Source organism: Kitasatospora sp. NPDC059827, assembly GCF_042731675.1.
Classification (GTDB): Bacteria; Actinomycetota; Actinomycetes; order Streptomycetales; family Streptomycetaceae; genus Kitasatospora.
The window spans coordinates 32,571-51,185 of the sequence record NZ_JBHWIV010000004.1 but is presented as its reverse complement, the minus strand read 5'-3'; the positions used below and the strand labels follow the sequence as shown (position 1 = coordinate 51,185).

The window sequence follows — 18,615 nt, the reverse complement described above, 5'->3', positions numbered from 1 at the left end:
TCGGTACCCGGACGGCCCGTGCGGGCGGCCGGTCCGACGCCCGCCCACCCTACCGGCCCGGGGCCGGGCGCGGATCGGGCCGTCCCTGCGGAGCCTCGGGGGGCGGCTCGGGCAGCCGTCGGCCGAACCTGGTGTGCGGCACCCAGCGCGGCTGCGGCACCAGGCCGAGGCCGAGTCCCAGCTCACGGCCCAGTTCGCGGCCGACCTCGTCCCCCCGCCGGGACCGCCCGCCCCGGGCCGTCCCGGACTCCGGCGCGGCCCCGTACTCCTCCGCGGCGTCCGGCGCCGGCCGGTCCGCCGGGAGCTGACGGGGCCGGTGCCACCCCGGCTGCGACGCGGGCGGCTCCACCGGGACGGGCAGCGGTTCGCCGTCCGCGACCTCGGTGAGCAGCCCGAGCACCGTCACCGACTCCAGCGGCCGCCCGGCCAGCCCGGCCAGCAGCCGGACGGTGAAGAGGTTGTACTCGCAGATGATCCGGTGCGCGCCGTGCAGGTCGCGGGCCCCGATCGCGTCGACCAGGTCCGGGTGGCGGTCCCAGCAGACCCCGCCCAGGGTGGGCATCGCCCGCAGGTACCGCGCGGCGAACATCCAGGACTGCACCCGCAGCCAGTCCAGGTACTCCGCGATCCGGCGGTTGCCGAGCAGGGCGGAGACCTCCTGCCAGAACCGGCGGTCGCAGCCCACCATCACGTCCAGGTTCCCGGCCCGGGCGGCCCGCACCGCCGCGTCGGCCCGGCGGCTCAGCGAGGGCAGCCGGGTGAGGTCGGGCAGGGCCCGGCGGGTGGCGAACTGGCGGTGGAAGCTGTCGGTGAGCAGCACCCTGGCCTCGAAGATCTCCAGGAAGTCCTCCCAGCCCAGCTCCGGCACCGTGAAGCCGCGGTGGTGCTCGGCCCGCAGCAGCCCCTGGGCGCCGAGGTCGACCAGCGCCTCGCGGGCCGGGGTCGCGGAGACGCCGTACAGCTCGGCGATCTCCTTGACGGTGAAGTTGCGGCCGGCCTCCAGCCGGCCGGCCATCATCTCCTCGCGGAGCGCGCCGGCGATCTGCTCGCGCAGGCTGTTGCGCTGGATGACGACGGGGCGGGGGGTGTCGCCGGCGCCGGTGCCGGACATGCGCGCGACCTCCTGGGGCGGGCCACCGTACCGACCCGCGACGGACCGGCCGACCGGCGGCGGGGAACACGACGAGTGCTCATCTTCTCAAACGGACCCGGAGCAGGTACGAACCAACCCACCCGGACCCCGTGCCCCCGCCCGTGCCTACCGCTGGACCGGCGCCGGAATGCCGAGCAGGCGGTCCCGCAGCACCGGGAACTCCTCACGCGCCCGACCCACCTCGGCCGGGTCGAACTCGACGGTCAGCACCTCCTCGGCCGGCCCGGCCTCGGCCAGCACCCGACCCCACGGATCCACCACGATGCTGTGCCCGGCCTGCTCGACCCCGGCGTGCGTCCCGGCCGTGTTGCAGGCCAGCACGAAGGCCTGCTCCTCCACCGCCCGGGCCCGGGCCAGCAGCGTCCAGTGCTCGCGCCGCTTGGCCGGCCAGGCCGCCGGGACCACCAGCAACTGGGCCCCGGCGTCCAGCAGCGCCCGGAACAGCTCGGGGAAGCGCAGGTCGTAGCAGGTGGCCAGGCCCAGGGTGCCGAACTCGGTGGGCGCGGTGACGATCTCCTGCCCGGCGCCCATCACCACCGCCTCACCGCTGTCGAAGCCGAAGCGGTGGATCTTGCGGTAGGTGTGCACCAGCTCGCCGTCCGGGGCGAACACCATCGAGGTGTTGTAGATCGGACCGTCCGGGTCGCGTTCGACGATCGAACCGGCGTGCAGCCACACCCCGGCGGCCCGCGCGGCGGCCGCCATCGCGTCCGAGGTGGGCCCGTCGAGCGTCTCCGCACCCTCCGACCAGAGGTCGTGGGCGAAGCCGCCGAGCGGCCACAGCTCCGGCAGGACCACCAGGTCGGCACCCTGCTGGGCCCGTACCAGCGACGCGGCCCGGGCCCGCCGTTCGGCGGCCGGCTCGGCGTCGGAGACCGCGAGTTGGATCAATGAAGCGCGCACAGTACCACCGTCCACGACAAGAGACCTACGATCGTCACCCGAAAGCGCTGCCCAGCTGTCTCCCGGCAGCGTAACGTGCGGTTAGCGTGCGCGCCCGGAAGCCGGACCATCCCGGCCGACCGCGACGGCCGGGCGCCGAGCGTAGGAAAGCTGACGGAGGGCCGGAGATTCCCGTGACGGACAACCAGACCGTGCAGGCTTACACGGAGGCGTGGACCCAGAGCATCGAGTCCATATCGGAGCTGGTCGCCCCCCTCCCCGAAGGCTCCTGGAACCGGGCCACCGAGTGCCCCGGCTGGTCGGTCCGGGACGTCGTCTCGCACGTGATCGCGGTCGAGTCCGAGCTCCTCGGCGACCCCCGCCCGATCCACTCGCTGCCGCGTGACCTTCGCCACGTGACCACCGATTTCGCCCGCTACGTCGAACTGCCGGTCGACAAGCGCCGCTGCCACACCGCGCTGGAGATGACCAGCGAGCTGGAGTACACGATCATCCGCCGCTCCCGCGCGCTGCGGAACGCCAAGCAGACGCCCGGGGAGCCGGCCCGCTGGCCCGCCGGTCCGCTGGCCACGGACGTGCCGTACCACCAGCTGCTGCGGATGCGGGCCTTCGACGTCTGGGTCCACGAGCAGGACCTGCGCCGGGCCCTCGACGCCCCCGGCAACCTGGACTCCCCCGGCGCCCTGATCGCCCGGGACGTCCTGCTGGAGCTGCTGCCCAAGGCCGTCGCCCACACCGCCGGCGCCCCGGCCGGGACGGCCCTCGTCCTGGACGTGACCGGCCCGGTGGAGTTCCTGCGCACCGTCCGGGTGGACGCCACCGGGCGCGGCAGCGTCGACGAGTCGATCAGCCTGGCCCCCGACGTCCAGCTCACCATGGACTGGGAGACCTACGTCCGCCTCGCCTGCGGCCGCGGCCGACCCGGCCCGGTCAGCGTCGAGGGCGACAAGGAACTGGCCGAACGGGTCCTGGCCACCTTCTCCGTCACCATCTGAGCCGCTCCGCCGAGCCCAGCGCGCACCACCCGGCGTACACGCACGACCGCGCGCCGGGTCGGCACCACTCGTGCACCCATACGTCAATCCAGCACCAGCAACCTCACCTGTTTGGCCTCGTTTCACCGGGCAGCACTGCCATCACCCGGAAGAAGGAGGGGCGTCCAGATGGACGACGAACAGGAACAGCGGGAACAGCAGGAACAGATGGTGCTGGTGCGGTCGAGCTTCCCGGTCACCGGGCAGCCGATCCGCGTCGTGATGATCGACGGGGAGCCGTGGTTCGTCACGGCGGACGTGTGCCGGATCGTGGGTCGACGTAATCCGACCACTGCCGTCAACGGGCTGGAGCCCCATCAGCACCGCACCGTCGACCAGCGCTCGGTATCAACCCATCAGATGGGGCCATTCGACGTTGCCGCAGGTCAGAAACCCTACCGGCAGGGGAATCCATTGCTCGGCGTGGTGAGCGAGGCCGGTCTGTACAGCCTCCTCATGAGGTCGGACAAGACCGCAGCCCGGCCGTTCCGCAATTGGGTCACCGAAGAGCTTCTCCCCTCCGTCCGCCGAGGCGACACCGACATCCCCACCCAGCAGCGGCGGATGGCGGAGACCCTGGCCGAGGCGATCGGGCAGCAGGTGCGGATCGTCGCGGAGATCGAACACGAGGCCTGGCCCGGCCTGACCGTCCACTCCGACGGGACGGTCCACTGCCGGCACGGGGAGATGGTGTTCCACCTGCCGAGCCGGGAGGAGGACAGCGGGCCGCCGTTCGGTGCGTACTTCGCCTGCCCGGGTGGGGAGCGGGTCGGCATCCGGGGCAGCCGGATCGTCCCGGGCTGCCCGAAGTTGAAGCTGGTGGACCTGATCCGGCTCCGGGAAACGGCGAAACCCCAACCCGACCGAGTGCCGCGGCAAGGAACCCTGACCGTGGAGATGCACGGCGCCCGGATCTACGGAACCGCGCCGCAGATCGCCGAGCTGATGCGCGAGTACGGCGGCTGATCCCGCCGGTAACCATCGCTTCTAGCGATGGTTACCGGCATTTCCGCAGGTCGGAAACCCTACGCGTCCGCCGCCACAACCCTCCGCCGGAGCCGCAGGATCATCGCCGTCCCCACCGCGAGCGGCACGTACTGCCAGCAGAACGCCCAGCGGAAGGCGTCGGCGGAGTAGGACCCGGTGCCGGACGGGGAGAGGGCGTCGAGCAGGACGCCGATGCCGAACAGGGTGATCATCGTGCCGATGAAGCCGCCCATGTTGACGATCCCGGAGGCGGTGCCGAGCCGTTCGGCCGGGTTGCGGGTGCGGGCGTAGTCCAGGCCGACCAGTGAGGCGGGGCCGTTGCTGCCCATCACCAGGATGATCCCGATCAGCAGCCACATCGGCGGGTGCCCGCCGGGCCAGGCGAGCACGAGTGCCCAGCCGAGCGCGGTGGTGGCGATGACGGTGAGCACGATGGGCATCCGGGTCCGGGCGGTGCGGGAGAGCAGTCGGCCGAAGAGGAACCCGCAGGCCATGTTGGCGAGCACCAGCAGGGTCAGCAGCCCGCCGGCCTCGCCCCGGGTCATCCCCTGGGCCTCGATCAGGTAGGGCATGCCCCAGAGCAGGCCGAAGGCGTTGCCGGGGAACTGGGTGGTGAAGTGGATCCACAGGCCCAGCCGGGTGCCCGGCTCCCGCCAGCAGTCCTGGATCTGCCGTCGGACCTTCGGGCGGGCGGCCGGCGTGCCGACCGGCGGGTCGACCGGTCGTACGGCCGTCGGGGCCTCCTGGAGGAAGAGCGCGACCAGGGCGAACACCGCCACGCCGAGCAGTGCGATCGCGGTGAAGGTGGGCGTCCAGCCCTCGCTGTGCAGCGCCTGGGCGAGCACCACGGTGGTGACCAGGTTGCCGCCCATCCCGGCGAGGCCGGTCAGCTGGGCGACGAAGGGGTTCTTCGCCGCCGGGAACCACCGGGCGGCGATCCGCAGCACGCTGATGAAGGTCATCGCGTCGCCGCAGCCGAGCACGGCCCGGGAGGCCAGCGCTGGGGCGAAGGAGGAGCTGAACGCGAAGGCCAGCTGACCGGTGCTCAGCAGCAGTACGCCGAGCAGCAGCACCCGGCGCGGCCCGAACCGGTCGACCAGCAGGCCGACCGGGACCTGCATGGCCGCGTAGACCAGCACCTGGAGGATCGAGAAGGTGGACAGCGCCGAGGCGCCGATGCCGAAGCGTTCGGCGGCGTCCAGTCCGGCCACGCCGAGGCTGGTGCGGTGGATGACGGCCAGGACGTAGACGCTGACGCCGACGGACCAGGCCAGCCAGGCCGCCCGGCCGCCGGGCGGTACGGGGGCCCCGGCCGTCGGCGGCTCGACGGTGGACCGAGGAGCGGGGACGGACGGGGACGCGGCTGAACGAGCGGGCTCCACGGTCATAGTCCGTCCAGACTAGTCATCCCATGATTGGACGCCCAGGTCCCCTCGGTGTGAGCTCGCGAACCCCGGCCGGCGACCGTCCGGCTCTCAGCCGGTGACCGTCCAGGACACCGACCGGGTCATGTAGCGGTCCCGGAAGGCCTCGTCCCGCACCCAGTCCGTGGTGTCCCGGACGGTCGCCGTCACGGTCGCCGTCCGGCCCGGGGCGAGGTCCAGCTGCGCGGTGTCCAGGCGGCCCCCGTCCACGGCCTGCGGGGCGGCCGGGGCGCCGTCCACCTTCCAGTCCACCGTCAGCTGCCGGGCGCCGGTCAGCGGCAGCGGCCGGACGTCCAGCCGGGGGAGCCCGGCGACCTCGCCGGGCGGCGGCGACGGGGCGTCGGTCGGCCGGACCTTGCGGTACAGCTCCTGGACGATCGCCTCGCGGGAGGGCAGGTTGTAGGCACTGCCCAGGGTGCGCATCACGGAGTCGGGGGTGGGCCGGTAGAGGCCGTTGGCGCTGCGGTACGCCCCGACAGTGCCGGCGCCGTCCGGCGAGACGGCGCCCAGCCAGCGCCACCACTTGGTCTGCTTCTTGAGCATGTCCTCGGCGTTGAGGGTGGAGAGGTTCGGGTAGTCGGCGTCGTCCGGGGCGCTGTCGTACTCGTCGCCGAGGTCCCCCACGGTGTGGCCGATCTCGTGCTGGATGATCCGTCCGGCGTCCGGGCTGCCCCCGGCCAGGGTGGTCACCCCGGTGCCCCCGGCGCCGCCGTACTCGACCGAGTTGGCCAGCGCGATCAGGTACTGCGGGCCGGTGCTGTCCCCGGCGTAGCGGGCGGTGGCGCCCTCGTCGGCGCAGAGCAGCCGGGCGGTGCCCTCGCACCAGAAGTGCATGCCCAGCGGGGTGGCGGGGTGGCGGCCGCGGCTCTCGGTCTCGGCTATCCCGGAGATCGGGGAGACCACCTCGACCCGCCGTATGTTGAAGAACCCCTGGTAGGTGCGGAACGGCTCGATGTCCATCAGCGCGTGCCAGGCCTTGTCGGCCTGCTGCCGGAACGCCTCCTGCTCGTCCGCGGTGTAGCCGTCGCCGAGCAGGACCAGGGTGATCCGGTTGGTCGGGTCCCCGGTGCGGCGTATGTCGAAGGTCGGGGCGGCGGTGAGCATCCGCCGGTCGGCGCGGAGGGCGGTGTGCGGGGGCACCGCCCGGTCCACGGGGGCGCCCGCCCCGATCACGCCGAACGGCGAGGGGCCGACGAGTTCCAGGGCGGCCGGGAGTACGGCGGTGGACACCAGTACGAGGGCGGCCAGACTCCGGACGAGACGGCCAGGGTTGCCAGCAGGCATACGGGTGCGTCCTCGGGGCTCCGGTCACCCGGTGTCGCCCGGGTGGTGGAGCGGAGACGTACCCGTACCGGCGTGTCGCCCCCACCGGCCGCAGAAAATGTCACCGACCTGGCCGAACGATTCCCGTTGTACCTGTCATACCAATCAATCTCGGGGGCGCCCCCGTCCATCCCGGGAGGGCTCCCCCGCGGCTCACCGGGAGCGCTTGCCCGCAACTCACCGGGAGCGCTTGCCCACGTCCAGCAGCAGGTGCGTCCCGAGGCCGAAGAGCAGTCCCCAGAAGGCCGAGCCGATGCCGAACAGGCTCATCCCCGAGGCGCTCGCCAGGAAGGTCACCACCGCCGCGTCCCGCCCGCGCTCCGCCGCGACCGCCGCCGCCAGGCTGCCCTGCAGCGAGGCCAGCAGCGCGACCCCGGCGACCACCGCGATCAGCTCCTTCGGCAGCCCGGTGAACAGGCTCACCAGCACCCCTCCGAAGCTGCCCACCAGCACGTACAGCACGCCCGAGGACATCCCCGCGACGTAGCGGCGGCGCGGGTCCGGGTGGGCCTCCGGGCCGGAGCAGATCGCCGCCGTGATCGCCGCCAGGTTCACCCCGGGCGAGCCGAACGGCGCCACCAGCACCGACACCGCCCCGGTCGCACCGATCAGCAGCCGGTCGTCGGCCCGGTAGCCGAAGGCCCGCATCACCCCGAGCCCGGGCGCGTTCTGCGAGGCCAGGGCGACGATGGTGAGCGGCAGCGCCAGCCCCACCAGGGCCGACCAGGAGAAGGCCGGCACGGTCAGCACCGGGACGGTCGGCCCGCCCGAGCCCAGGTGCAGCGGCAGCCCGACGGTGAGGGCCGCCAGCACCCCGCCGACCACCAGCGCGATCAGCACGGCGTACCGCGGCGAGAACCGCTTGGCCAGCAGGAAGGCCGCGAAGCTGCCCACCACCAGCACCGGCGCGCCGTGCACGGCACCGAAGATCCCGGCGCCGAAGGAGAACAGGATGCCCGCGAGCATCGCGTTCACGATCCCCACCGGCACGGCCGCGATCAGCCGGCCGAACCACCCGGTCACCCCGAACAGCGCCACCACGGCCGCGCTCACCAGGAACGCCCCGATCGCCTCCCGGTACGGGTAGTGGCCCAGGCTGGTCACCAGCAGCGCCGCCCCCGGCGTGGACCAGGCGGCGATCACCGGCGTCCTGGTCCACCAGCTGAGCGCGAAGCCGCTCACACCGCTGCCGATCGCCACCGCCCAGATCCAGGAGGAGGTGTGCGCCGGGTCCAGCCGCCCGGCGGCGGCCGCCGCGAGCACGACCACCAGCGGCCCGGAGAACGACACCGCGACGCAGACCAGCCCCGCCAGCAAGGCCGGCACCGACACGTCCCGCCGCAGCGACCGACGTTCCCCGGCCCCACCCGTCACCGTCTCCGGGCTGATCGTCAGTTCATCCGTCATTCCGGCAGTATCCCGAACCCCGGTCGAAGACTCCCGAAAAAAGTTTTCGATCCACCTGCAACCCCCGGCAGGGATGGACGTCTATCAGGGTGAAGGCACGGAGAGCGAGACCGGCAGAGCCGGGGGGCGCTTCCGCTCGTCAGGAGCGGTGGCCGGTCGTCTTCACCACACACCGTCAGACCCATGACCCTGGGGAGTCACGCCATGCGCACGTCCGTTATCACCCGTTTTGCGAAGAACGACCGCGCCTTCTCCGGCCGCCGCCGCATCGCCGTGCTCGCCGCCACCACCGTCCTCGCCGGCGGCGTCCAGTTCATCGCCGCCGACACCGGCTGGGCCTGCGGCGACCAGCGGTACGGCACCTCCCCGGTGGTCGACCCCGCCGCGAAGCAGCCGACCGTCCCGAACGCGAACTTCCGCGACCCCCTGGCCAACACCGTTGCCGCCGACGGCAGCTGGACCGAGGTCGGGGTGGGGATGACCAACTTCACCGGGGCGGACGTCGCCAAGGTCACCCCGAGCTTCAGCCTGTCGGCCGCCGGGCGGGGCACCCCGCTGCGTGCCAAGGACGTACGGGTCGAGGTCATGCAGCACGGCGCCTGGAAGCCGCTCAAGCTCAACGCGGGCTGCATCGGGCTCGACGCCGACACCGCCTCGCTGGCGCAGCCGCTGGCCAACAACCGGGGCACCGCCATCATGTTCCGGGTCTCGCTCTCCCCCGACGCGCCGAAGGACCTGGGCGCGCTGACGCTGGTGACAGACGCCGAGACCGACAAGAGCACCCTGGAGTACTGGGGCAACCGCACCGTGAAGGTCACCCACCCCAAGGCCGCGCCCGCCGCGGAGAAGCAGTCCCCGGCCGCCAAGCCCGCGCCCGCCGACCCGGCCAAGCCCGCCAAGCCCGCCAAGCCCGCCAAGCCCGCCGCGGACAAGACCGAGCAGCCCGCCCCCACCGCCACCCCGGCGACCACCGCCCCGGCCGGCACCCCGGAGCTCGCCCACACCGGCGCCTCCTCCACCAACGCCTTCCTCGCCACCTCGTCCGCCGCGCTGCTCGCGCTCGGGGCCGGCGTCCTGCTCGCCGTCCGGCGCCTCCGCCGCCAGCGGTAGTCGACGGGCGGGTACGCGGAAGGGGCCCTGTTCCGTACAGCGGTACGGAACAGGGCCCCTTCGTCACATCCGGCGGGGCGTCAGCCCCAGGTGATCAGGCGCTTCGGGAACTCCAGCAGCCCGGCCACGTCGGCCAGCACCCGGGAGCCCAACTCCCCGTCCACCAGGCGGTGGTCGAAGGAGAGCGCGAGCGTGGTGACCTGGCGCGGGACCACCTTGCCCTTGTGCACCCACGGCAGTTCCCGGACCGCGCCGAAGGCGAGGATGGCCGCCTCGCCCGGGTTGAGGATCGGGGTGCCGGTGTCGACGCCGAAGACGCCGACGTTGGTGATGGTGACCGTGCCGCCCTGCATGTCGGCCGGCGAGGTCTTGCCCTGGCGGGCGGTCTCGACCAGCCCGCCGAGCGAAGTGGCCAGGCCCGAAAGGGTCTTGGACCCGGCGTCCTTGATGTTCGGGACGATCAGGCCGCGCGGGGTGGCCGCGGCGATGCCGAGGTTCACCTGGCCCTTGACCACGATCTCCTGGGCCGCCTCGTCCCACTGGGCGTTGATCTCCGGGTGCCGCTTGATCGCCACCAGCAGCGCCTTGGCGACCAGCAGCAGCGGGCTGACCCGGACGTCCCGGCCCAGTTCGCCGCTCTCCTTGAGCTTGCGGACGAACTTCATCGTGCGGGTCACGTCGACCTGGACGAACTCGGTGACGTGCGGGGCGGTGAAGGCCGAGGCCACCATCGCCTGCGCGGTCGCCTTGCGGACGCCCTTGATCGGCACCCGGACGTCGCCCGAACCGGACACCGACGCCGGAGCCGCCACGGTCCCGACGACCTCGACGGCCTCGGCCACGACCGGCTCAGCTGCCGGAGCGGCCGGAGCGGCCTGGGCCGCCGCGTGGGCGTGCAGGTCCTCGCGGGTGATCACCCCGCCCGCACCGGTCGGGGTGACGGACCGCAGGTCGATGCCCAGGTCCTTGGCCAGCTTGCGCACCGGCGGCTTCGCCAACGGCCGCTCACCGGAGGGCAGTTCGGCGGGCACGGCCGGAGCGGCCGGAGCGGCCGGAGCCGGGGCAGTGACCGGGGCGACCGGAACGGCAGCGGCGGCCGGAGCCGCGGCCTTCGCCGTACCGGCGGCCGTGGTGGTCCGCCGGGCCCGGCGCTGGGCGGTGCCGGTGCGCGGGCCGTACCCGACCAGCACCTCCCGCCGCTCCGGCTCGGCCTCGACGGCCGGAGCCGCGGCGACAGCGGGCGCCGGGGCGGGTGCGGCGGCCGGAGCGGCCCCCGCTTCCCCGGCGACCGCCACCGAGATGATCGCGGTGCCGACGTCGACCGTCGCGCCCTCGGGGAAGAAGAGCTGCTCGACGACCCCGTTGAACGGGATCGGCAGCTCCACCGCCGCCTTGGCGGTCTCCACCTCGCACACGACCTGCCCGTCGGTGACGGTGTCACCGGGCTTGACGTACCAGCTGAGGATCTCGGCCTCGGTGAGGCCCTCTCCCACATCCGGCATCTTGAACTCGCGGAGCGAGCGAACTTCGGTGGTCATCTTCGCTCCCCGGTATCAGTACGCGAGCGCGCGGTCGACGGCGTCGAGCACGCGGTCCAGGTCGGGGAGGAAGGCCTCCTCGACGCGGGACGGCGGGTACGGCGCGAAGTAGCCGCCGACCCGCAGGACCGGTGCTTCCAGGTGGTAGAAGCACCGCTCGGTGAGCCGGGCGGCCAACTCGGCGCCCATGCCCAGGAATACCGGGGCCTCGTGCACCACGACGGCCCGCCCGGTGCGCTTGACCGACTCCTCCAGCGCGGCGAAGTCCACCGGGGAGAGCGAGCGCAGGTCGACGACCTCCAGCCGGCGGCCGTCCTCCTCGGCGGCCGCGGCGGCCTCCTGGCAGACCTTGACCATCGGGCCGTACGCGATCAGCGTCAGGTCGGTGCCGGGGCGGACGATCCGGGCCTCGTGCAGGCCCAGGTCGGCGGCGGCGCCGACCTCGCCCTTGTCCCAGTAACGCCGCTTGGGCTCCAGGAAGATGACCGGGTCGTCGGACTCGATGGCCTGCCGCAGCATCCAGTGCGCGTCGTGCGCGTTGGACGGCGTGACCACCCGCAGACCGGCGGTGTGCGCGAAGTACGCCTCGTGCGACTCGCTGTGGTGCTCGACCGCGCCGATACCACCCGCGTAGGGGATGCGGACGGTGACCGGCATCTTGACGTGCCCGAGCGCGCGGGCGTGCATCTTCGCCAGCTGGGAGACGATCTGGTCGAAGGCCGGGTAGACGAAACCGTCGAACTGGATCTCCACGACGGGGCGGTAGCCGCGCAGCGCGAGGCCGATCGCGGTGCCCATGATGCCGGACTCGGCCAGCGGGGTGTCGATCACCCGGTCCTCGCCGAAGTCCTTCTGCAGGCCGTCGGTGATCCGGAAGACGCCGCCGAGCTTGCCGATGTCCTCGCCCATCAGGACGGTCTTCGGGTCGTTCTCCAGCGACTTGCGCAGCGCGTCGTTGAGCGCCTTGGCGATGCTCTGACCGGCCATCAGTGGTTCTCCCCCGCCTCGAAGGAGGCCGCGTACTCGACGAATTCGGCCCGTTCCTGGTCGACCAGCGCGTGCGGCTCGCTGTACACGTGGTCGAAGATCAGCGTCGGGTCCGGGTCCGGCATGCTGCGCACGCCCTCGCGCACCCGCAGCCCCAGTTGCTCGCTCTCGGCGTCGACGGAGGCGAAGAACTCCTCGTCCGCCAGGCCCTCCTTCTCCAGGAGGGTGCGCAGCCGCAGGATCGGGTCCTTGGCCTTCCAGGCCTCGGTCTCCTCGGTGGCCCGGTAGCGGGTGGGGTCGTCGGAGGTGGTGTGCGCGCCCATCCGGTAGGTGAAGGCCTCGATCAGCACCGGGCCGTTGCCGCTGCGGGCGTGGTCGAGCGCCCAGCGGGTGACCGCGAGGCAGGCCAGCACGTCGTTGCCGTCGACCCGGACGCCGGGGAAGCCGAAGCCGGAGGCGCGGCGGTACAGCGGGATCCTGGTCTGGGTGGTGGTGGGCTCGGAGATCGCCCACTGGTTGTTCTGGCAGAAGAACACCACCGGCGAGTTGTAGACCGAGGCGAAGGTGAAGGCCTCGTTGACGTCGCCCTGGCTGGACGCGCCGTCGCCGAAGTAGGCGATCACCGCGTCGTCGGTGCCGTCCTTGGTGATGCCCATCGCGTAGCCGGTGGCGTGCAGGGCCTGCGCGCCGATCACGATGGTGTAGAGGTGGAAGTTCTTCTCGTTCGGGTCCCAGCCGCCGTGGTTCACGCCGCGGAACATGCCGAGCAGGTTCAGCGGGTCCACGTCGCGGCACCAGGCGACGCCGTGCTCGCGGTAGGTCGGGAAGGCGTAGTCGCCGGTGCGCATGGCCCGGCCGGAACCGACCTGGGCTGCCTCCTGGCCGAGCAGCGAGGCCCACAGGCCCAGCTCGCCCTGGCGCTGGAGCGAGGTCGCCTCGCCGTCGAACCGGCGCACCAGCACCAGGTCGCGGTAGAGGGAGCGCAGCTCCTCGGGAGTGGTGGTGAGGGGGTAGTCCGGGTGCTCGACCCGCTCGCCTTCCGGCGTGAGCAGTTGGACGAGCTCCGGCTGGACGTCCGTTCCCGTGGCGCGGAGGGTGTCAGGAACAGCGGGGGCCGCCTTCTTGCGGGTCCTCGCCGTGCTTTTGACGGTCACGTTCACTCCTCGGTCTGTCCGGCCGCCCGGGGTCGCCGGTGACCGGTCCGGTCACCGCCTCGCGGGGCGCGCGTGGGTGTGCGCACCTACTGCGTGGCAGGTGGTGATCCTGTTCCGACGGCGTCCCTCACGAGAACGTTACCCAGCGTCCGCCCTTGGCGCGCTTGCGCTAGGACGTCCTACTTGTTCAGGGCCTACGACCCCGCGGGTGCCGCGCCCGGCTCGCCGTCGGAAAGGGTGGGGGTGACGGTCGGCGTGACGCAGCTCTCAATTCGAGCGCCTTCAGGACACCAGCGCACGTTATCCGGGCGGAAGCCCGTACGTAAGGGGGTTCTCGGTATCGGTTTCGGTCGGGTGTGGCTGGATCCCGCCTTTACGGCACTGGGGACGATAGGCCTTTTGTACGGTGGTATGGGAGGCTTTGGGCGTGACTGATAACGGACAAATCAGGGTGTTCCTGCTCGACGACCACGAGGTCGTCCGACGGGGCGTGCACGACCTGCTGTCGGTCGAGGACGACATCGAGATCGTCGGCGAAGCCGGCACCGCCGCCGAGGCGCTCACCCGGATCCCCGCGGTCCACCCCGACGTCGCGGTGCTCGACGTCCGGCTGCCGGACGGCAACGGGGTCGAGGTCTGCCGCGAGATCCGCTCCCGACTGCCCGAGATCAAGTGCCTGATGCTGACCTCGTTCTCCGACGACGAGGCGCTGTTCGACTCGATCATGGCCGGCGCCTCCGGCTACGTCCTGAAGGCGATCCGCGGCACCGACCTGATCACCGCCGTCCGGGACGTCGCGGCCGGCCGCTCCCTGCTCGACCCGGTCGCCACCAGCCGGGTGCTCGCCCGACTGCGCGACGGCGGCGAGAAGGAGGACGAGCGGCTGGCCCAACTCACCAAGCAGGAGCGGCGGATCCTCGATCTGATCGGCGAGGGGATGACCAATCGTCAGATCGGCAACGAGTTGCACCTGGCCGAGAAGACGGTGAAGAACTACGTCTCCAGTCTGCTCGCCAAGATGGGCATGGAGCGACGCACCCAGGCGGCAGCGTACGTGGCGCGGCACCAGGCCGATCATCAGTACTGATACGGTCCTTCACACATGTGACGGTTTGTCAAGGGCCCCCACCAGGGGGCCATAACCTCTGCACGTGACTTTCAGCCAGACCCTCGCCTGCGCCCCGGCCCGCCCCGACCTCTCCGCACCGCCGATAGGGACCCTCAGTCCACCGGTACCGCGCAGCGCACTCGCCGAGGTCCTGGCCCGCTTCCGGGTGGGGCGGCTGCTCACCGCCGAACCGGTCGCGGAAGGCCTGCTCAACCGCGGTTACCGGGTCACCACCGAGGCCGGCGCGTACTTCCTGAAGTGCTACGTCGACGCCGCCACCGCCAACCGCCCGAAGATCCTCGCCCACCACCGCGCCATGACCGACCTGCACGCCCTCGGCCTGCCGGTGGCACCCCCGCTGAACTGCTCCGACCGCGGCGCGACGGTGGCCGGCCTGAACGGCCGCCTGTTCGCCCTGTTCCCCTGGACCGATGGCCGACACCGGCACGGTACGGAGCTCGAACCGCCGCAGTGCGACGCCCTCGGCGCGCTGCTCGGCCGACTGCACGGCGCGCTCGACGACGTCTGCGCCCCCCTCGACCAGCCCGACGGCTACCGCAGCGCCGACCCCCTCGACAGCGCCGAACTGGCCCGCGACCTGCGGCGCCGCGCCCGCGAGCACCGCCCGAACGGCGACCTGGACGCCCTCGTCGTCCGACGGCTCGACGAACGGCTGGAACTGCTCGCCGAGCACGCCCAGCGACGGCCCGACCCGCTCGCCGCCCCGCCCACCGGCTGGACCCACGGCGACTTCCACGGCCTCAACCTGATCCACACCGCGGGCCCGGACGGCGGCGAGCGGGTCACCGCGGTGCTCGACTGGGACAAGCTCGGCCCGCAGCCGCGCGCCGAGGAGGCCGTCCGGGCCGCCACCCTGCTCTTCAACGACCGCACCAGCGGCGCCCTCGACCTGGTCCGGGTCCGCCGCTACTCCCAGGCCTACCGGGCCTCCGGCGCCGCCACCGCCGAGCACCTGGCCGCCGCCGTCCACCGGGTCTGGTGGGAGCGGCTGAACGACTTCTGGATGCTGCAGTGGCGCTACCAGCGGGCCGACCACCGGGCCGACCCGCTCTACCCCGCCTCCGCGGGCCAGTTGGCGTGGTGGTGCCAGGAGTACGAGCAGGTCCTGGACGCCTTCGCCAACTGATCAGTCAGGGGTTGTTGGCGGGGGGCGGCAGCGTTGCCCCGCCCACGCCCCCGCCGCCGGCCGGCTTCGTCGGCGGAGCCGACTTCGAGGGCGTCGAGCCGTCACCGGTCGGCGCCGATGCCGAGGAGCTCGCCCCACCCGTCGCCGTCGCGGAGGCGCTCGGCGTGTGGGTGGCCGTCGGCGTCGGGGTCGGGGTGTGCTTCCCCGTCGGCGACGGCGACATGTTGGTGCCGCCCCCGCCACCGCTGCCGCCGTACGTCCCGGGGTCGCTCGGCTGCTGCGGCCGCCGGCTGCCGGAGGTCGACGGCGGCGGGGTCAGCTGGCCGCTCTGGGTCGGCGTGGTCGACTCGACGGTGCTGACCGCCGGCTCGGGCGTGTTGGGCACGACGGGCGTCTTCACGTCGGTGCCGCTGAGCGCGAAGGCGATCCCGGCCCCGGCCGCGACCAGCACGGCGATCCCGCCGGCCAGCCAGCCCCAGGGCCCGCGCCGCCGGCCGCCGTGGTCGCCGTGGTCGTCCTCGCCGCCACCGCCGCCGTACGAGCCGCCGCCCTGGTACGGGGAGGGGGTGTGCGGGCCGCCCGTGGAGTACGGCATCACCGAGGTCTGGTCGCCGGCGCCGACCGCGCCGAAGGCCTGGGTGGCGGCCGCCTGGTCCGGCCGGAGCACCTGGGTGGCCCCGGTGTCCCCGGGCAGCCCGGTGCCCGCGCCGACCCAGCCGGCCCCGCCCGCGCCGTGCATCTCGCGCAGCGCGTGCTGCAGGTGGGCGCGGAACTCGTCGGCGTCCTGGAAGCGGTCGTCCGGGTTCTTGGCGAGCGAGCGCAGCACCAGCGGGTCCAGGCCGACCGGCACCCGGCCGTTGGCCTGCGAGGGCGGCATCGGCGGGTCCTGGACGTGCTGGTAGACCACCGAGAGCGGGGTGTCGCCGGTGAACGGCGGGCGCAGCGTGAGCAGTTCGAAGAGCATGCAGCCGGCCGCGTACAGGTCGGAGCGGTGGTCGACCGGCTTGCCGAGCGCCTGCTCGGGCGACAGGTACTGCGGGGTGCCCATGACCATGCCGGTCTGGGTCATCGTGGTGGCCCCGCCGGTCAGCGCCCGGGCGATGCCGAAGTCCATCACCTTGACCGCGCCGGCGTTGGTGATGATCACGTTGGCGGGCTTGATGTCGCGGTGCACGATGCCGTTGCGGTGGCTGTAGGCCAGCGCCTCCAGCACCCCGGCGATGATGATCAGCGCCTGGTCGACCGGCGGTGCATCCTCGTCCGCCAGCAGCTCGCGGACGGTCCGGCCCTCGACCAGCTCCATCACGATGTACGGCGTGGACTCGTCCCCGACGTACTCCTCGCCGGTGTCGTAGACCGCGACGATCGAGTGGTGGTTGAGCGCCGCGACGGCGTGCGCCTCGCGGGTGAAGCGCACCCGGGCGATGTCGTCCTGCGCCAGCTCGCCGCGCAGCAGCTTGACCGCGACGGTGCGGCCCAGCCGCACGTCCTCGGCGGCGAAGACCTCGGCCATGCCGCCGCGGCCGAGCCGGTGGGTCAGCCGGTAGCGGCCGTCGCCGACCGTGCCCATCGGCACCCCGCGGCCCGGTGTCTGCGAACCGCCGAACGGCGGCAGCGCGGAGGTCGCGGATTCGCTGCCCGGCCCGGGGATCCCCGGCGTGCCGCCGGTCCGGCCGTTCGCTCGGGCACCCGTCTCGTCGTCCGGCTGCTGCGTCTGTGCCATCGCTCCTCGCCCCGGGCGTTCGCTCGGATTCGCGGTGCCCTGTCGCTTACGTATCCCCGAACGCTACCGCTTCCGGCGCGCACCCGTGACACGCGCGGAGGGGCGGAAATCCGTCAGAGCAGACCGCCCCGGTCGGCCTGCGGGTCCACCACCACGACCGCGGCCGGGCGCTCGGAGTGGAACTTGCCGTTGGTGGTGTTCTGCGCCTTGTTGACCACGATCGCGATGATGATGCCGGCCAGCACCAGCACGCCGACGATGATCGCGATCACCACGAAGGCCGTGGAGCAGCCGCCGCCGCTGGGCTTCGGCTGCTGGTACGGCGGCATCGGCTGCGGGCCCGGGGTGTGCATCGGCCGCTGGAAGGGCTGCGGCGTGTGCGGGGCCTGCGGGCCCGGGGTCTGGTACGCGGGCGGCGGGGTCCGGTACTGCGGCTGGGCCTGCGGCCCGCCCTGCTGGAGGTACTGCGGGTGCGGCGTCTGATAGGCCGGCGGCGGCGTCCGGTACTGCGGCGGCTGCTGCGGCTGGGCCTGTGGCCCGCCCTGCTGGAGGTACTGCGGGTGCGGGGTCTGCGGCGCCTGCGGAGTGGCGTGCACCGAGCGCGGCCCCTCCTTGATCACCAGCGGGGAGCTGGCCTGCAGCGCGTGCCCGGCGCCGCCGCCCTTCAACTCGGCGATCAGCCGCTCCGCCTCGTCCCGCATCGCGGCCGCGCTCTGGAACCGGTGGGCCGGGTCCTTGCGCAGCGCCTGCGCCACGAAGGCGTCCACCACCGGGACGATCGACCGGTTGAGGCTGGAGGCCGCCGGCGGCTCCTCCTGGACGTGCTTGTAGGCGATCGAGAAGGCCGAGTCCCCGTCGAAGACCAGCTGGCCGGTGAGCATCTCGAAGAGCATCACGCCGACCGAGTACAGGTCGGAGCGGGCGTCCACCGGCTTGCCGAGGGCCTGCTCGGGCGACAGGTACTGCGGGGTGCCGACCACCATGCCGGTCTGGGTCATCGACGTGACGCCGGACTCCAGCGCCCGGGCGATGCCGAAGTCCATGACCTTGACGTTGCCCTTGCGGTCGAACATGACGTTGCCGGGCTTGATGTCGCGGTGCACCAGGCCCATGTCGTGCGAGGCCTCCAGCGCGTTCAGCACGCCGACGATGACCTTCAGGGCCTCGTCCGCCGGCATCGCGCCGTACTGGGCGACCGCCTCGTTGATCGCCTCGCGCAGGCCCTTGCCGTCGATCAGCTGCATGACGATGTACGGCGTGCTGGAGCCGTCCGGGGCGACGTCCTCGCCGCTGTCGTAGACCGTGACGATGTTCGGGTGCTCCAGCCGGGCCACCGCCTGGGCCTCACGGCGGAACCGCTCCTTGAACGAGTCGTCCCGGCCCAGCTCGCTGTGCATGCTCTTCAACGCGACCTGCCGGTCCAGCACGCTGTCGTACGCGAGGTGCACGGAGGCCATGCCGCCCTCGCCCAGCAGCCGCTGCAGCACATAGCGGCCGTTGCCCAGGGAGAAGCCCCCGGCCGCCGCGTTGCCGTGCTCGCTCATGGTCCCCTGCTCCCCCTCGGCGCGGTGGTCCTGCCGCAACCGTGACGTTCGGTCTCGTCCGTGCGTGGTGGCC

15 protein-coding genes are annotated in these 18,615 nt (G+C 72.8%); 5 read left to right on the top strand and 10 right to left on the bottom strand.

What is annotated here, in order from left to right; genetic code table 11:
- Positions 1-49 precede the first annotated feature (49 nt).
- Together ACFV8H_RS03805 and ACFV8H_RS03800 are read right to left on the bottom strand one after the other, a co-directional pair.
- Complete coding sequence (locus ACFV8H_RS03805) at positions 50-1,111, bottom strand: GntR family transcriptional regulator (protein ID WP_380396377.1); 1,062 nt, start codon at positions 1,109-1,111, stop codon at positions 50-52.
- 147 nt (positions 1,112-1,258) lie between these two features.
- On the bottom strand, positions 1,259-2,056 hold the full coding sequence (locus ACFV8H_RS03800; RefSeq protein ID WP_380396376.1) for a carbon-nitrogen family hydrolase: 798 nt from the start codon (positions 2,054-2,056) through the stop codon (positions 1,259-1,261).
- 173 nt (positions 2,057-2,229) lie between these two features.
- Between ACFV8H_RS03800 and ACFV8H_RS03795 the strand changes: the two genes are divergently transcribed.
- Entirely contained in the window at positions 2,230-3,051 is an 822-nt protein-coding gene (locus tag ACFV8H_RS03795; RefSeq protein ID WP_375882815.1) for a maleylpyruvate isomerase family mycothiol-dependent enzyme, read from the top strand.
- Positions 3,052-3,219: 168 nt separating this feature from the next.
- Complete coding sequence (locus ACFV8H_RS03790; protein WP_380396375.1) at positions 3,220-4,056, top strand: Bro-N domain-containing protein; 837 nt, start codon at positions 3,220-3,222, stop codon at positions 4,054-4,056.
- A gap of 59 nt (positions 4,057-4,115) precedes the next feature.
- Here ACFV8H_RS03790 and ACFV8H_RS03785 read toward each other — a convergent pair whose 3' ends face one another.
- The 3 genes from ACFV8H_RS03785 to ACFV8H_RS03775 form a co-directional block, all read right to left on the bottom strand.
- Positions 4,116-5,465 (bottom strand): nitrate/nitrite transporter, encoded by a 1,350-nt coding sequence (locus ACFV8H_RS03785; RefSeq protein WP_380396374.1) that lies wholly within the window; start codon positions 5,463-5,465, stop codon positions 4,116-4,118.
- 87 nt (positions 5,466-5,552) lie between these two features.
- Positions 5,553-6,785, bottom strand: a complete 1,233-nt coding sequence (locus tag ACFV8H_RS03780) for a M64 family metallopeptidase (RefSeq protein WP_380396373.1) — start codon at positions 6,783-6,785, stop codon at positions 5,553-5,555.
- Positions 6,786-7,001: 216 nt separating this feature from the next.
- The gene (locus ACFV8H_RS03775) at positions 7,002-8,231 is read right to left on the bottom strand and encodes a benzoate/H(+) symporter BenE family transporter (protein WP_380396372.1); all 1,230 of its coding nucleotides are present in this window, start codon (positions 8,229-8,231) and stop codon (positions 7,002-7,004) included.
- Positions 8,232-8,435: 204 nt separating this feature from the next.
- Between ACFV8H_RS03775 and ACFV8H_RS03770 the strand changes: the two genes are divergently transcribed.
- The gene (locus ACFV8H_RS03770; protein WP_380396371.1) at positions 8,436-9,341 is read left to right on the top strand and encodes a hypothetical protein; all 906 of its coding nucleotides are present in this window, start codon (positions 8,436-8,438) and stop codon (positions 9,339-9,341) included.
- A gap of 80 nt (positions 9,342-9,421) precedes the next feature.
- On the opposite strand, the gene ACFV8H_RS03765 is transcribed toward ACFV8H_RS03770, so the two are convergent.
- Genes ACFV8H_RS03765 through pdhA form a run of 3 tightly spaced genes read right to left on the bottom strand, consistent with a single transcriptional unit; the run spans position 9,422 to position 13,020 of the window.
- Positions 9,422-10,879: a dihydrolipoamide acetyltransferase family protein gene (locus ACFV8H_RS03765; protein ID WP_380396370.1), complete on the bottom strand. Its 1,458-nt coding sequence runs from the start codon at positions 10,877-10,879 to the stop codon at positions 9,422-9,424.
- A 15-nt stretch (positions 10,880-10,894) separates the two neighbouring features.
- Positions 10,895-11,866 (bottom strand): alpha-ketoacid dehydrogenase subunit beta, encoded by a 972-nt coding sequence (locus ACFV8H_RS03760; protein WP_375882831.1) that lies wholly within the window; start codon positions 11,864-11,866, stop codon positions 10,895-10,897.
- Positions 11,866-13,020, bottom strand: coding sequence for a pyruvate dehydrogenase (acetyl-transferring) E1 component subunit alpha (gene pdhA, locus ACFV8H_RS03755; protein ID WP_375882834.1), 1,155 nt, complete (start codon positions 13,018-13,020; stop codon positions 11,866-11,868). The genes ACFV8H_RS03760 and pdhA overlap by 1 nt, the downstream gene beginning before the upstream one ends.
- A gap of 427 nt (positions 13,021-13,447) precedes the next feature.
- Between pdhA and ACFV8H_RS03750 the strand changes: the two genes are divergently transcribed.
- Together ACFV8H_RS03750 and ACFV8H_RS03745 are read left to right on the top strand one after the other, a co-directional pair.
- Positions 13,448-14,107 carry a response regulator transcription factor gene (locus ACFV8H_RS03750; protein ID WP_350506572.1) on the top strand — a complete coding sequence of 220 codons (660 nt, stop codon included), beginning with the start codon at positions 13,448-13,450 and terminating at the stop codon, positions 14,105-14,107.
- A gap of 64 nt (positions 14,108-14,171) precedes the next feature.
- Complete coding sequence (locus ACFV8H_RS03745; RefSeq protein ID WP_380396369.1) at positions 14,172-15,275, top strand: phosphotransferase enzyme family protein; 1,104 nt, start codon at positions 14,172-14,174, stop codon at positions 15,273-15,275.
- 4 nt (positions 15,276-15,279) lie between these two features.
- On the opposite strand, the gene ACFV8H_RS03740 is transcribed toward ACFV8H_RS03745, so the two are convergent.
- The gene (locus ACFV8H_RS03740; protein ID WP_380396368.1) at positions 15,280-16,998 is read right to left on the bottom strand and encodes a protein kinase; all 1,719 of its coding nucleotides are present in this window, start codon (positions 16,996-16,998) and stop codon (positions 15,280-15,282) included.
- Positions 16,999-17,111: 113 nt separating this feature from the next.
- Positions 17,112-18,542, bottom strand: a complete 1,431-nt coding sequence (locus ACFV8H_RS03735) for a protein kinase (protein WP_375882841.1) — start codon at positions 18,540-18,542, stop codon at positions 17,112-17,114.
- Positions 18,543-18,615 lie beyond the last annotated feature (73 nt).